Origin of the sequence: Azonexus fungiphilus (genome assembly GCF_003634965.1) — a bacterium.
Lineage (GTDB): Bacteria > Pseudomonadota > Gammaproteobacteria > Burkholderiales > Rhodocyclaceae > Azonexus > Azonexus fungiphilus.
The window spans coordinates 100,695-115,567 of the sequence record NZ_RBXP01000016.1; the positions used below are offsets into that span (position 1 = coordinate 100,695).

11 protein-coding genes are annotated in these 14,873 nt (G+C 67.7%); 6 read left to right on the top strand and 5 right to left on the bottom strand.

Annotated features, from left to right (window positions below; translation table 11 throughout):
- Positions 1-13 precede the first annotated feature (13 nt).
- Complete coding sequence (locus tag DFR40_RS11515) at positions 14-910, top strand: S1/P1 nuclease (protein ID WP_121458648.1); 897 nt, start codon at positions 14-16, stop codon at positions 908-910.
- On the opposite strand, the gene fmt is transcribed toward DFR40_RS11515, so the two are convergent.
- Together fmt and def are read right to left on the bottom strand one after the other, a co-directional pair.
- A complete protein-coding gene (gene fmt / locus DFR40_RS11520; protein ID WP_121458649.1) occupies positions 894-1,817 on the bottom strand; it encodes a methionyl-tRNA formyltransferase in 924 nt (307 codons plus the stop codon). The two genes, DFR40_RS11515 and fmt, sit on opposite strands and share 17 nt — an antisense overlap.
- A complete protein-coding gene (def, locus tag DFR40_RS11525; RefSeq protein WP_121458650.1) occupies positions 1,814-2,317 on the bottom strand; it encodes a peptide deformylase in 504 nt (167 codons plus the stop codon). Before def ends, fmt begins: the two co-directional genes overlap by 4 nt.
- 141 nt (positions 2,318-2,458) lie before the next feature.
- Between def and DFR40_RS11530 the strand changes: the two genes are divergently transcribed.
- From DFR40_RS11530 to DFR40_RS11540, 3 genes are all read left to right on the top strand, one after another.
- On the top strand, positions 2,459-3,481 hold the full coding sequence (locus DFR40_RS11530) for a LysM peptidoglycan-binding domain-containing protein (RefSeq protein ID WP_121458651.1): 1,023 nt from the start codon (positions 2,459-2,461) through the stop codon (positions 3,479-3,481).
- Positions 3,478-4,545, top strand: a complete 1,068-nt coding sequence (gene dprA / locus DFR40_RS11535; RefSeq protein WP_121458652.1) for a DNA-processing protein DprA — start codon at positions 3,478-3,480, stop codon at positions 4,543-4,545. The genes DFR40_RS11530 and dprA overlap by 4 nt, the downstream gene beginning before the upstream one ends.
- 79 nt (positions 4,546-4,624) lie before the next feature.
- Complete coding sequence (locus DFR40_RS11540) at positions 4,625-7,150, top strand: DNA topoisomerase III (RefSeq protein WP_121458653.1); 2,526 nt, start codon at positions 4,625-4,627, stop codon at positions 7,148-7,150.
- Here the strand turns inward: DFR40_RS11540 and DFR40_RS11545 are convergent, their stop codons facing one another.
- Genes DFR40_RS11545 through DFR40_RS11555 form a run of 3 tightly spaced genes read right to left on the bottom strand, consistent with a single transcriptional unit; the run spans position 7,151 to position 11,639 of the window.
- Positions 7,151-10,012 (bottom strand): PAS domain S-box protein, encoded by a 2,862-nt coding sequence (locus DFR40_RS11545; RefSeq protein WP_121458654.1) that lies wholly within the window; start codon positions 10,010-10,012, stop codon positions 7,151-7,153. It lies immediately after the preceding gene.
- An 8-nt stretch (positions 10,013-10,020) separates the two neighbouring features.
- Entirely contained in the window at positions 10,021-10,935 is a 915-nt protein-coding gene (locus DFR40_RS11550) for a hydrogen peroxide-inducible genes activator (RefSeq protein ID WP_121458655.1), read from the bottom strand.
- Positions 10,932-11,639, bottom strand: coding sequence for a 16S rRNA pseudouridine(516) synthase (locus DFR40_RS11555; protein WP_121458656.1), 708 nt, complete (start codon positions 11,637-11,639; stop codon positions 10,932-10,934). Before DFR40_RS11555 ends, DFR40_RS11550 begins: the two co-directional genes overlap by 4 nt.
- A 22-nt stretch (positions 11,640-11,661) precedes the next feature.
- On the opposite strand from DFR40_RS11555, the gene DFR40_RS11560 reads away from it, so the two are divergent.
- Both DFR40_RS11560 and DFR40_RS11565 read left to right on the top strand, forming a co-directional pair.
- Complete coding sequence (locus DFR40_RS11560; protein ID WP_121458657.1) at positions 11,662-12,132, top strand: SRPBCC family protein; 471 nt, start codon at positions 11,662-11,664, stop codon at positions 12,130-12,132.
- Between the two features lie 25 nt (positions 12,133-12,157).
- Positions 12,158-14,839, top strand: coding sequence for a cation-transporting P-type ATPase (locus tag DFR40_RS11565; RefSeq protein WP_121458658.1), 2,682 nt, complete (start codon positions 12,158-12,160; stop codon positions 14,837-14,839).
- Positions 14,840-14,873: the final 34 nt, after the last annotated feature.

Here is a 14,873-nt window from a genome sequence, read left to right on the forward strand (position 1 = left end):
GCATAATCGCGGCATGCGCCCTTTGCTGATATTGCTGATCCTGATCTGTGCCAGCCCGCCGGCATTGGCCTGGAATGCCGCCGGCCATCGGCTCGCCGCGCTGATCGCCTGGCAGCAGATGAGCCCGCCGACGCGCAGCTTCGTCGCCACCGCCCTGGCCGGCCATCCCGACCACGGCCGCTGGCGCGAGAAAGCCGGCGCCGACGATCCGGCGCTGGTCTTCGCCGAGGCGTCGACCTGGGCCGACGCGATCCGCCGCGACCCGCGCTTCGCCGACGAGACGGCCCCGCCGCTGCCTGGATTCTCCGACATGGCGGCGCACGGCGACTGGCATTACGTCGATTTCGACAAGCGCGGAAAACGCGGCCGCGGGCAGATCGACCGCAAGATTCTGGAATTGCGCGAAATTTTGCGGTCGACCGTCAAAACCGAGGAAATTTCCTGGGCCCTGCCCTGGCTCGCCCACCTTGTCGGCGACCTGCACCAGCCTTTCCATGTCGGCCGCAGCGAGGATCGCGGCGGCAACAGCGTGCTCGTCGAAGACCCGGCGGCGCGGCAACCCTTCGTCAAGCTGCACGCCTGGTGGGACGACCTGCCCGGGAGCAGCGGCCTGCGCGGCAAACGCCTGCAGCGGCGCGCCGGGGAACTGCTGGCAGGACAGCCGACGCCGGAACAGGGCGAGGTCGGGCAATGGCTGCGCGAAAGCCGTCGCCTGCTGGCGCGGGCCTATCCGGCAACTCCCGGCAGTGTCAGCGCCCAGATCGACGACGACTATCGAACCTGGGCCAGCCAAACCGCTGAGCGGCGGGTGACCGAAGCCGGCTACCGGCTCGGTCGCCTGCTTGAGGAAATCCACCGCCGGCGCGTTTCACGTGAAACGGCCAGCCCTCGCCTCAAGCCGGAACGGTAAACCGGTCGCCCGGCTGCAAGGGATGCCCGGCGAGGAACTCGCGCACCGGCAGGCGCTTGCCGCCGGCCTTCTGCAACTCGGTCACGGCCAGCGCCCCGCTGCCGCAGGCAACGACCACCGCCTGGCGATCGACCGCCAGGACACAGCCCGGTTCGCCCGCACCGGCCACCGGCTGTGCCGCCCACAGCTTGACCGTCTGCCCGGCGAACTGCGCCTGCGCCCCGGGAAATGGGTTGAAGGCACGCAGGTGGCGGTCGAGCTCGGCAGCACTGCGCGTCCAGTCGATCGCCGCTTCCGCCTTCTCGATCTTGTGCGCATAGGTGACGCCTGCGGCCGGCTGCGGCGCAGCCGGCAAGGGCAGCCGGGCAAGCGCGTCGACGATGAGGCGGGCACCGCAGGCGGCGAGCTTGTCGTGCAAGCTTGCCGTGGTGTCGTCGCCGGCGATCGGGAAAGCCTCGCGCAGCAGCACCGGCCCGGTATCGAGGCCGGCTTCCATCTGCATGATGCAGACCCCGGTCTCGGCGTCGCCGGCGAGCAGCGCCCGCTGGATCGGCGCCGCACCGCGCCAGCGCGGCAACAGCGAAGCATGGATGTTGAGGCAGCCGTGGCGCGGCAGGTCGAGCACCGCCTGCGGCAGGATCAGCCCGTAGGCAGCAACGACCATGACCTCGGCCGCGAGTCCGGCCAGCCGGGCCTGCGCCTCGGCGTCCTTCAGCGACAGCGGCTGGAAGACCTCGACCCCGTGCGCCAGCGCCACCTGCTTGACGGCCGATGGCTGCAGCGCCATGCCGCGCCCGGCCGGGCGGTCGGGCTGGGTGAGCACCAGCGCCACTTCGTGGCCGGCGGCGATGATCGCCGTCAGCGCCTGCGCCGCGAATGCCGGCGTGCCCGCGAAAATGACCTTCATGCGGTGACCCGCGACTGCTTGGCCAGCTTGCTGCGAATCCGCGTCTGCTTGAGCTGCGACAGGTGGTCGACGAAGACCTTGCCGTTCAGGTGATCGATTTCATGCTGGATGCACACGGCGAGCAGGCCGTCGGCATCGAGCACCTGCGGCTGGCCGGCGAGATCGAGATAACGCACGCGGACGCGCTCGGCGCGCTCGACCTTGTCGTAGATGCCCGGAACTGACAGACAGCCCTCCTCGCCGATCGCCAGGCCGTAGCTGTTGTCGATCTCCGGATTGACGAAGACGCGCAGTTCGTTCTTCTCTTCCGAAACGTCGATCACCACCACCCGCTTGTGCACATCGACCTGGGTCGCGGCCAGACCGATCCCCGGCGCCTCGTACATGGTTTCGGCCATGTCGGCCGCCAGCCGGCGAATGCCATCGTCAATTTTCGTCACCGGTGCAGCGACTTTCTTCAGACGGGGATCAGGAAAACGCAAAATGGGTAAGAGTGCCATGGTAAACAGGAATAAAGGCTTGCTTGCTTATAGGATTACATGCAGAATCTAAAGCAATTCTCGAGATATGAACGCGAATTGCAGACGCCGATAAGACCACACAATCTGCTGCGCGTTCCACCGGTACGTGAGGGACTACCCATGGTTCGCATTATATCCGCGCTCCTCCTGGCCGCGACAGCGGCTTTCGCCACGGCCGCCGAGCCGCTGGAGCTGGTCAGCAACCCGCCGGACCGACATGTCGTCGTCAAGGGCGACACCCTCTGGGGCATCTCCGGGAAATTCCTGCAGAAACCCTGGCGCTGGCCGGAAATCTGGCGCCTGAACAAGGATCAGATCAAGAATCCGCACCTGATCTATCCCGGCGACATCGTCTGGCTCGACCTCTCCGACGGCACGCCGCGCCTGCGCCTGGGCAAGCCGGTGGTGAATCGCCTGCAGCCCCAGGTCCACGCAACGCCGCTCGGCACCAGCATCCCGAGCATTCCCCCGAATGCGATCGAACCCTTCATCTCGCAACCGCTGATCATCGAGCAGGGCGCCGACAAGAAGGCTGCCCGCATCGTCGCCACCCAGGAAGACCGCGTCCTGCTCGGCAGCGGCGACCAGGCCTACGTCACCGGCATCCCCGATGCCAGCGTCGAGAAATGGCATGTCTTCCGCCCCGGCAAGGCGCTCACCGACCCGGAAACCGGCCAGGTCCTCGGCCATGAAGCCTTCTTCCTCGGCAACGCCCAACTGCTCCGCCCGGGCGAGCCGGCAACCCTGCGCATCACCCTGGCCAAGGAAGAGATCGCCCGCGGCGACTGGCTGCTGCCGGCGCCGCCGGCGACCATCCTGGCCTACGTGCCGCGCCAGCCGGAGCATCAGATCAAGGCCCAGGTGATGTCGATCTACGGCGCCGTCAATGAAGGCGGCCCCAGCTCGGTGGTTTCGATCAACCGCGGCAGTGCTGATGGCATCGAGCGTGGCCACGTCATCGCCCTCTATCGCAAGCGGGTTGCGCTGCACCTCGACGAGGACGTCAAGCGCGAGACGACGGAAATTCCCGAAGAGCGCTACGGACTCGCCTTCGTCTTCCGGACCTTCGACCACATCGCCTACGCGCTGGTCGTCGAATCCTCCAAGTCGGTGCTGGTCGGCGACGGCGTGCGCAATCCGTGAATACCGATCCGGGCCTGGCCGACTGGCTGCGCCTGATCCTGCCCCCGGGCATCGGCGGCGAGACGCAGAGGAAGCTTCTCGCCGCTTTCGGTTTACCCGGCGCGATCTTCGCGGCCGGTCACGCTGCCGTACGCAGCGTCGTCGGCAACAAGGCCGACCTGCTTTTCGATTTTTCGTTCACCGAGGCCGTCGACCGTCACATGGCCTGGGGCGAGCAGCCCGGCCAGCACATCCTGACCCTGGCCGACGACGACTACCCACCCGCCCTCCTTGAAATTGCCGATCCGCCCTGCCTGCTCTTCGTCCGCGGCCGCCGCGAACTGCTTGGCCGCCGGGGCATCGGCATCGTCGGCAGCCGCAACGCGACCCCGCAGGGGGTGCGCAACGCCGAGCAGTTCGCACACACCCTGGCCGGCGCCGGCTGGAGCATCATCAGCGGCCTGGCGCTGGGCATCGATGCTGCAGCCCACCGCGGAGCCCTGGCCGCCGCCGGCGATACCGTCGCGGTGATCGGCACCGGCCCCGACCGCATCTATCCGGCGCGCAACCGCGACCTGGCCCTGGCGATCGCCGAGCACGGCGCAATCGTCTCCGAATTCCCGCTCGGCACGCCGGCACTGGCCGCCAACTTCCCGCGCCGCAACCGGCTGATCGCCGGCCTGGCCCGCGGCGTCCTGGTCGTCGAAGCGGCGACCGAGAGCGGATCGCTGATCACTGCCCGGCTGGCCGGCGAACAGGGCCGCGAGGTTTTCGCGATCCCCGGCTCGATCCACTCGCCGGTCGCGCGCGGCTGCCACCGGCTGATCCGCGACGGCGCCAAACTGGTCGAGAGCGCCGCCGACATCCTTGAAGAACTCGGGCAAGCGGCAAGCCCGCCAGCCGCCCCGGCAACCGAAACGCTGCCGCCGTTGCTCGCGGCGATCGGTCACGATCCCTGCAGCCTCGACCAGCTGGTCGAACGCAGCGGCCTCGGCGCCGAAGTCGTCCTGCCGCAGTTGCTCGACCTGGAACTCGCCGGCCGCATCGCGGTCCTTCCCGGCAACCGCTACCAGCGCCTGAACTGATCCGGCGCCGTTTCGCCGGCGCCCTTGCCAATCCGTCCGGCGCCCACTTATCATGCCCGGCACCTGACAGGCAGACCCCATGAGCAAAAAACTGATCATCGCCGAGAAACCCTCCGTCGCCAGCGACATCGCCAAGGCACTCGGTGGTTTCACCAAGCACGACGAATACTTCGAAAACGACGAATACGTCGTCTCGTCGGCCGTCGGCCATTTGCTCGAACTGGCCTGTCCGGAAGAATTCGAGGTCAAGCGCGGCAAATGGTCCTTCGCCCACCTGCCGGTGATCCCGCCGCATTTCGCGCTGAATCCGATCGAGAAGAGCGCGCCGCGACTGCGCGTGCTCAACAAGCTGATCAAGCGCAAGGATGTCACCGGCCTGATCAACGCCTGTGACGCGGGGCGCGAGGGCGAGCTGATCTTCAATTACATCGCCCAGCACGCCAAGGCCGGCAAGCCGGTGCAGCGGTTGTGGCTGCAGTCGATGACGCCGCAGGCGATCCGCGACGGCTTCGCCCGCCTGCGCCCGGGCAGCGAAATGCAGGGGCTGGCCGACGCCGCCGTCTGCCGCTCCGAATCCGACTGGCTGGTCGGCATCAACGGCACCCGGGCGATGACCGCCTTCAACTCGAAGACCGGCGGCTTCCACCTGACCACGGTCGGCCGCGTGCAGACGCCGACGCTGGCGATCGTCGTCGAGCGCGAGCGCAAGATCCGCGACTTCGTGCCGCGCGATTACTGGGAAGTCGAGGCCGAATTCGCCGCCAAGGCTGGCGGCTATACCGGCAAATGGTTCGACGAGGGATTCAAGGGCAAGCAGGACGACGAGCACGCCCGCGCCGACCGCCTCTGGGAAGTCGCCCGGGCCGAAGCGATCAAGGCGGCGACCTCGGGCAAGCCCGGCATCGTCAGCGAGGAAGCCAAGCCGGAAACCCGCCTGTCGCCCCTGCTGTTCGACCTGACCAGCCTGCAGCGCGAGGCCAACAGCCGTTTCGGCTTTTCGGCCAAGACCACGCTCGGCCTGGCCCAGGCACTCTACGAAAAGCACAAGGTCCTGACCTACCCGCGGACCGACTCCCGTTGCCTGCCCGAGGATTACCTCGCCACGGTCAAGGAAACGATGCGCGTGCTCACCGGCGAAGGCGCCGGCAAGGGTCACGACGAAGTCCTGCTCGCCCGCTACGCGCCGTTCGCGCACCAGATCCTGGCGCGCAACTGGGTGTTGCCGAACAAGCGCATCTTCAACAACGCGAAGGTGAGCGATCACTTCGCCATCATCCCCACGCCGCAGGCACCGAAGAACCTCAACGAAGCCGAGCAGAAACTGTACGACTTCGTCGTCCGCCGCTTCCTGTCGGTCTTCTTCCCGGCCGCCGAATACCTGGTGACCACCCGCATCACCCGCGTCGAAGGCCATCCGTTCAAGACCGAAGGCAAGGTCCTGGTCAATCCGGGCTGGCTTGCCGTGCATGGCAAGGAAGGCCAGAGCGGCGACGAAGGCAACCTGGTCGCGGTCGACAAGGACGAAAAGGTCAAAACCGAGGAAGTCACGGTCAAGGCCAGCGCCACCAAGCCGCCGCCGCGCTATTCGGAAGCCACCCTGCTGTCGGCCATGGAAGGTGCCGGCAAGATGGTCGACGACGAGGAACTGAAGGCGGCGATGGCCGGCCGCGGCCTCGGCACGCCGGCAACGCGCGCCCAGATCATCGAGAACCTGATCGGCGAGCAGTACATGCTGCGCGAAGGTCGCGAACTGATCCCGACCGCCAAGGCCTTCAACCTGATGACGCTGTTGAACGGTCTCGGCATCGAGGAACTGACCCAGCCGGAACTGACCGGTGACTGGGAATGGAAGCTCGGCCGCATCGAGAAGGGCGATTTCACGCGCGACGAGTTCATGCGCGAGATCGCCGAGATGACCCGCCACATCGTCGAGCGCGCCAAGACCTACGACAGCGATACGATTCCCGGTGATTTCGGCATCCTCAGCGCCCCTTGCCCGAAGTGCGGCGGCCTGATCCGCGAGACCTACAAGAAATTCCAGTGCAGCGACTGCGACTATTCACTGTGGAAGATCGTCGCCGGGCGCCAGTACGAACCGGCCGAAATCGAGACGCTGCTGACCGAACGCCACGTCGGCCCGCTGACCGGCTTCCGCAACAAGATGGGCCGCAGTTTTGCCGCAGCGATCAAGCTCAACGCCGAGCACCTGCCCGAATTCGACTTCGGCCAGGACAAGGCCGACGAGGCGAACGCCGAACCGGTCGATTTCTCCGACCAGGAAAGCCTCGGCAAATGCCCGAAGTGCGCAGCCAACGTCTACGACCACGGCACCTCCTACGTCTGCGAGAAGTCGGTCGGCCCGGAAAAATCCTGCGATTTCCGCTCCGGCAAGATCATCCTGCAGCAGCCGGTCGACGCCGCCCAGATGCAGAAGATGCTGGCAACCGGCAAGACCGACCTGCTCAAGGAGTTCGTCTCCAACCGGACCAAGCGCAAGTTCTCGGCCTATCTGGTGGTCGCCGAGGGCAAGGTCGGTTTCGAGTTCGAGAAGAAAGCCCCGGCGGCCAAGAAGCCGGCCGCCAAAAAGAAGACCGAGGAAGCCTGATCAGCCGATCGAGCGCCCCTTGCGCAGCCAGTTGAGCAGGGTTTCGTAGAGCAGCACCGGATCGACCGGCTTGGCGATGAAATCGACCATGCCGGCGGCCAGGCAACGCGCCTGGTCTTCGCTGAAGGCGTTGGCGGTCATCGCGATCACCGGCGTCGCGAAACCAGGTAGCGCCCGCAGCCGCTCGGTAGCCTCGAGGCCGCCCAGGCGCGGCATCTGCAAGTCCATCAGGATCAATGCATAGGGCATGTCGGCGGCGGCAACCCGTTCCACCGCCGCTTGCCCGTCGCCAGCGACATCGACGACCAGGCCGACGCTTTCGAGCAACTCGACGGCCACCTCCTGGTTGATCGGATCGTCCTCAACCACCAGAACATGCGTGCCGAGGAAGGTATCGCGCAACTGCTGGTCGGCACGCTGTCCGCCTGCCGGCCGCGTGACCAGCGCCGGCGCACCGCGCTCGAGGCGGGCGCTGAACCAGAAACGGCTGCCCTGCCCCGGCGTGCTCTCGACCCCGGCGTCACCGCCCATCAGGTTGGCCAGCCGGCGGGTGATCGCCAGGCCGAGACCGGTACCGCCGAAGCGCCGGGCAGTCGTCTCGTCGGCCTGTTCGAAAGGCGAAAAGAGGCGACCGACGATTTCCGGGGCGATCCCGATGCCGGTATCCTCGACCGAGAAGCGCAAGGTCACCGCCTGAGCATCGTCGGCCTCGCGCGTGATGCGCAGCACGACCTGGCCGCGCTCGGTGAACTTGACCGCGTTGCCCGCCAGGTTGAGGAAGGCCTGGACCAGCCGACCGGCATCGCCGCGCAGCCCGGGCGGCAGTTCGTCGACGCTGCCGAGCAGACGCAGGCCCTTGGCCGAGGCCTGCGCCGACAGCATCGACAGGATGTTGTCCATGATGCAGCGCGGATCGAGCTCGCGCGACTCCAGGTGCAGCTTGCCGGCCTCGATCTTGGAAAAATCGAGGAGGTCGTTGATGATGCCGAGCAGGTGATCGGCCGAACCGCTGATCTTGTCGAGCTTGTCGAGCAGGTCGGGAGCATCGAGCCGGGCGCGCAGGACATGCGACATGCCGATGATGGCGTTCATCGGCGTCCGGATTTCGTGACTCATGTTGGCCAGGAAAGCACTCTTGGCGCGGTTTGCCGCTTCGGCGGCATCGCGTGCCTGGGCCAGCTGGCGGGTCCGTTCGTCGACCAGCGCCTCGAGCTGTTCCCGGTAGCGGCGCAATTCCTCGGCGATACGCCTTTTTTCGGTGATATCGAAGTTGACCCCGACAATGCGCTGCGCCTGCCCCTTGTCGTCGACATGCACCTGGCCGCGCGCGGCAACCCAGCGGATCTCACCATCGTTGCGCAGGACGCGGAACTCAAGGTCGAAGGGTTGCGGCGCACCGAGGTGATGCGCCATCGCCTGCAGCAGCGTCTGCCGGTCGTCCGGATGAACGCGAGCCAGCCAGGTCGCCTGGCGGCCATCGAAGCTGCCCGGCGCCATCCCGTACATCGCCTCGACCTCCGGCGACCAGGTGATGCGGCCGCTTTTCAGGTCGCTTTCCCAGACGCCGAGGGCGGCGCTCAACTGGGCCATGCGCAGTTTTTCCTCGCTGGCCCGCAGCGCATTCTCGATCTCGCGGCGGCGGGTGATGTCGCGGGCGATCCCGAGCACGCCGATGAGACGACCTTCGCGATCGCACATCGGGGTCTTCACCGTCTCGACCAGGATGCGTTCGCCGCCATCGGCAAAGGTGATCCATTCCTCGTTCATCGTCGGCCGGCCGGCCTCCATCGCGCGCTGGTCGTTACGGCGGAAGGAATCGGCCAGTTCCTTGTCGACGAAGTCGTAATCGGTACGCCCGACGATCTCCGCCTCGCTCGCACCATAAAGCCGCTGGAAACGCGGATTGCACGTCAGGAAGACACCGCCGGCGTCCTTCAGCCAGACCAGGTCGGGGATGCTGGCGAACAAGGTCGCCAGCTGGGCACGCTGCATTTCGAGTTCGCCGGTGCGCTGCCGGACCAGACGGCGCAAGGTGCGCACCCACAAGGCAAGGACGCCCCCGAGCACCAGCAGGACTGCCAGCGCGATCCCGGCATGACGCACGAAAGGCGCCAGCGTCTGGCTGAGCGGATTGCCCATCCATTTTTCGCGCAGGGCCTCGCGCTCCGCCTCGCTGATCCCGGCCATGCCCCGTTCGACGACGGCGAGGAGTTCGCCGTTACCCTTGCGCACCGCGCGGTGCAGTTCACCGCGATACAGTTCGAAAGCCTGCTTGAACTGGTCCTGGACCGCGAAACGGTAGAGGTAATAATTGGCCGGCGCCTCGTCGAGGCAGAACAGCTTGATCTCCTGGTCGATCGCCGCCTGGATCATCTGCGAGTAGTCGCGGTAGCGCTGCAGCGTCGCGATACCCTTGCCCTGCAGCATTTCGCTGCAGGCATCGCCAGCCTCGACACCAATCTGGAAGCCCTTCAGCGTGCTCGGGCTGCTCACCCCGCTGATGCTGTTATGGGCATAGATGAAGCTGCGCTGGGTCGCGTAGGCGGCGGAAAACTCGTAGTTCGGCTCGCGCGCCGGCGTCCGGTAGATCGCTTCGATGACGTCGGCGTCGCCGCGCTGCAGCATCGCTTGCGCCTCGCTCCAGGCGGTTGCGGTCAACTCGACGCGGATCCCGGTTTTGCGCTCCCAGAGCTGCCAGAGGTCGACCAGGTAGCCTTCGGGCTGGCCGTCGGCGTTGAGAAACAGGTAAGGCGGGAAGTTGTCGTCGCTGACCACCCGGACGCGCTCCGGGGCGGCCAGGACCGGACCGGCCAGTCCTCCGCACAGCCAGGCTGCAACAAGGAGGAGGCGGGCCCGTTTCACGTGAAACCTCAGTGCCGCGGTGTTGCGCCAGGCAACTGGCAGGAAAGTACCGCCGCGCGCAGGACATCGATCGCCTGCGGTCGCGGGTAGGTCACCCGCCAGACCAGCCCGACCGTGCGCGCCGGCGGCGTACCGGCAAACGGCAGCACGTGCACCATCGGCTCCTTGTCGACCAGCGGATCGGCCGCCGTGCTCGGCATCACCGCCACGCCGGCGCCGCTGGCGACCATGTAGCGGATGGTTTCCAGCGAGCTGCCTTCGAGCGAATGCTCGAGCGCATCCTGGCCGGTCAGGCGCGGGCAGGATTCCAGCACCTGATCACGGAAGCAGTTGCCCTGGCCGAGCAGGAGCAGGTTCTGGCCGTCGAGTTCGTCGGCCGGAATGGCCTCGCGGCCGACCCAGGCGTGATTGGCCGGGACCACCACCCGGAAGGGTTCGTCGTAAACCGGCTGGGCGACCAGACCGGGTTCGGCGAAGGGCAGCGCGATGACGATGACGTCGAGCTCGCCGGATTTCAGCGCCGGAATCAGGTTGGCGGTGAAATCTTCCTTGAGGAACAGCGGCATCTTCGGCGCCTGCCGGCTGAGCGCCGGGATCAGCTGCGGCAGCAGGTAGGGCGCGATCGTGTAGATGATGCCGACGCGCAACTGGCCGCTCATCGGATCGCCGGTGGCCTCGGCGATCTCCTCGAGCTTGACCGCCTCGGCAAGAACCCGCCGGGCCTGCTCGACGATGCGTTCGCCGAGCGAGGTGATGCGTACATCGGTCGCGGTCCGCTCGAACAGCGCCGCGCCGATCTGCCCTTCGACCTTCTTCAGCGCCACCGACAGCGTCGGCTGGCTGACGTGGCAGGCCTCGGCAGCGCGCCCGAAATGGCGATCGCGGGCCAGGGCAACGATGTAGCGCATCTCGGTCAGGGTCATCGCGTCACTCCCAGGGATTGCCAGTCGGCCGGCGTCAGCCAGCGCCACGCACCGGGCGCCAGGTCGGCGGGCAAGGCCAGGCCGCCGAGCGACTCGCGGTGCAGCGCCTCGACCCGGTTGCCGACAGCGGCGACCATGCGCTTGACCTGATGGTACTTGCCCTCGGTCACGGTCAGGCGCAAACGGTGATCGTCGACGATTTCGGCAGCGGCGGCAGCAATCGGTTCCGGCTCGTCGTGGAGCAGGACGCCGGCCAGCAGTTGCTCGATCTGGGCGGCGTCGAGCGCATGCCTGACCGTCGCCAGGTAGACCTTGGGCACCTTGCGCTTGCCCGACGACAGCTGGTGGTTGAGCTGGCCGTCGTCGGTGATCAGGAGCAGGCCGGTGGTGTCCTCGTCAAGGCGGCCGATCGGCTGCACGCCGCGCTCGCGCAGCGGCAACGGCAGCAGTTCGAGCACCGACGGGTGGTGCTGCGGCTTGCGCGAACACTCGTAACCGACCGGCTTGTTGATGAGCACGGTGGCGAATTCGGAAAATGGCCAATCGACGCCGTCGACCGTGAACACCAGGCCGTCGGTTGCGATTTCGGCAAAGGGGTCGTCGACCGGCGTACCGCCGATCGCCACCCGCTCGTGGCGGATCATTGCCCGGCAGGACTTGCGCGTGCCGAAGCCGTGAAGTTGGAGGATACGTTCGAGTTGCATGTCAGGATGCTACCATCCGCCCATGAACTTCGAACACCTGATCGCCATCAACGACCCCGCCAACCCGCTGCTCGTACCGCTGACGCGACGCCAGCTATGGCTTGGCCTGGTCGAGCGGGTGGACAACCCGCAGCTGTTCCTGCCCGGCATCGCCGCCTGCAGACTACTCGAACGCAGCCCCGACAGCGCCCTGCGCGAGCTCGACTTCGGCGCCGCCCGGATCCGCGACCGGGTGACGCTGATCGCCGAGGAATCGGTGCATTTCGCCATCGAACCCGGCGAACAGCACGCCGGCGGCAGCCTGACCATCCGCATCGAGGAACCCGAGGCCGACCGCCTCTTCCTGCGCTTCAGCTACGTCACCGGCTTCGGCAACCAGGCTGGCAGCGAGGACGCGGCCTACGTCGAGTACGTCAAGTCGGCCTATCACCAGTCCGACCTCGACTGCGTCCGCATCATCCGCACCCTCGCTGCCGAGGGCAGCCGCCAGTAAGTCGACCGGCGCCGGAGGCATCGCGATGAATCCGCCCGACCAGCCCGCCCACGCCGTCGCCAGCGACCTTGTCCTGGCCGGCCTGGCCGCCGACGACGGCGGCCTGAGCAGCGACGAGGCCGGCCGGCGGCTCGCCGCGCACGGCCCCAACCGCCTGCCGGCAGCGCCGCGCGACGGTGTCCTGAAGCGCTTCGCCCGGCATTTCCAGGACATCCTGATCCTGATTCTGATCGGCGCCGCCGCGATCACCGCCCTCCTCGGCCACGGACTCGACACTGCGGTCATCCTCGGCGTCGTCGTCATCAACGCGGTCATCGGCTTCGTCCAGGAAGGCAAGGCCGAAGCAGCGCTGGCCGGCATCCGCCGGATGCTGTCCACGCACGCCCAGGTGCTGCGCGACGGCAGCTGGCAGCAGATCGACGCCGAGCTGCTGGTCCCCGGCGACATCGTCCGCCTGAAATCGGGCGACCGCGTCCCGGCCGACTTGCGCCTGCTCGACAGCATCAACCTGCGCATCGAGGAGTCGGCGCTGACCGGTGAATCGCTGCCGAGCGACAAGCATCCCGACCCGGTCGCCGCCGACGCCGGCCTCGGCGACCGCCACTGCCTGGCCTTTTCCGGCACCCTGGTCGCCGCCGGCCGCGGCCTCGGCGTCGTCGTCGCCACCGGTGCGGCGACCGAGATCGGCCGCATCAACCGCCTGATCGCCGAAGTCGAAACCCTGCAGACGCCGCTGACCCGCGAAATGGCGCAGTTCGGCCGGCAGCTGTCGGTGCTCATCGTCGGCCTCGCCGCACTGATGCTGGCGATCGGCCTCGGCCTGCACGACTTTGCGCTGGCCGAGCTGTTCCTGGCCGCGATCGGCTTCGCCGTCGCCGCCATTCCCGAAGGCCTGCCGGCGATCCTGACGATCACGCTGGCGCTCGGCGTGCAGCGGATGGCCCGGCGCAACGCGATCACCCGCAGGCTGACCGCGGTCGAGACGCTGGGTGCGGTCACCGTCATCTGTTCGGACAAGACCGGCACGCTGACCAAGAACGAGATGACCGCCCGCCACGTGATCACCCGCGCCGGCAGCTATCTGGTCAGCGGTAGCGGTTACGCGCCGGCCGGCACGATCACCCTCGACGGCGAACTGGTCGAACTGGCCGGGCACGCCCACCTGCAGGCGCTGATCGAAGTGGTCGCCGTCGCCAACGACAGCGAGGTCGCCGAAAACGACGGCCAGTGGTGCGTCGCCGGCGAGCCGACCGAAGGCGCCCTGCGCACGCTGGCCTGCAAGGCCGGCTTTTCGGCCGAGGCCCACGCGCGGCTGGCGACGATTCCCTTCGAATCGGCGAACAAGTTCATGGCGACGCTGGCGAGCACGCCGGCCGGCCTGCGCCGGATCCTGCTCAAGGGCGCCCCCGACCGCCTGCTCGACCGCTGCACCGGGGAACTCGGCGCCGACGGCCAGCCGGTGCCGCTCGACCGGGCCTGGTGGGAGCGCGAGATCGACCGCCTCAGCCAGGAAGGCCTGCGCGTGCTCGCCGCGGCCGCCCGCCGCGTCGACGACGGCCGCGACCACCTGGGCATCGACGACCTCGAGCAGGGCATGGTCTTCCTCGGCCTGGTCGGCATCATCGACCCGCCGCGGCCGGAGGCGGTGGCAGCGATCGCCTCGTGCCGCAGCGCCGGCATCCGGGTCAAGATGATCACCGGCGACCACGCCGGCACCGCCCGCGCCATCGGCCTCGAGATGGGCATCGGCGACGCCGCGACGCTGCGCGTGGTCAGCGGCGCCGAGCTCGAGGCCGCCGACGACGCGACCCTGCGCCGCCTGGTCGCCGAGTGCGACATCTTTGCCCGCACCAGCCCCGAGCACAAGCTGCGCATCGTCAAGGCGCTGCAGGCCAACGGCGAGGTCGTCGCGATGACCGGCGACGGGGTCAACGACGCGCCCGCGCTGAAGCGCGCCGACGTCGGCGTGGCCATGGGCATCAAGGGCACCGAGGCGACCAAGGAAGCCGCCGACATCGTCCTCGCCGACGACAATTTCTCGTCGATCGAGCGCGCCGTCGAGGAAGGCCGGACCATCTACGACAACCTCAAGAAGGCCATCCTCTTCATCCTGCCGACCAACGGCGGCCAGGGCCTGGTGATGCTGGCGGCGGTGGTCTTCGGGCTGACCCTGCCGCTGACCCCGGTGCAGATCCTGTGGGTGAACATGATCGTCGCCGTCACCCTGGCGCTGGCCCTCGCCTTCGAACCGGCCGAGCCGGGCATCATGCAGCGGCCGCCGCGTCAGCCGGGAACGCCGCTGCTCAACGCCGCCTTCCTGTGGCGGCTGGTGCTCGTCTCGCTGCTCATCGGCGGTGCCACGATCGCCGTCTTCGAGGCCGAACTGGCGCGCGGCATGCCGCTCGAGCAGGCGCGGACGATGGCGGTGCACACCCTGGTCGTCGCCCAGGCCTTCTATCTCTTCAACGCCCGCTTCCTGCACGCCGCCAGCCTGCGCCCGGCACTGCTCTTCGCCAATCCGGCGGCGTGGATCGCCGTCGCCGTGCTGCTCGCGCTGCAGCTCGCCTTCATCTACCTGCCGCCGCTGCAGGCCGCCTTCGCCACCACCCCGCTCGACGCACGCCACTGGCTGCTCTCGCTGCTCATCGGTGGCGCCGTCTTCCTGCTGATGGAAGCGGAAAAACGCTGGCTGTCGCGCGGCGCGTGAAATTGCCGAAATCCGACGGTCGACCGTCGGATTT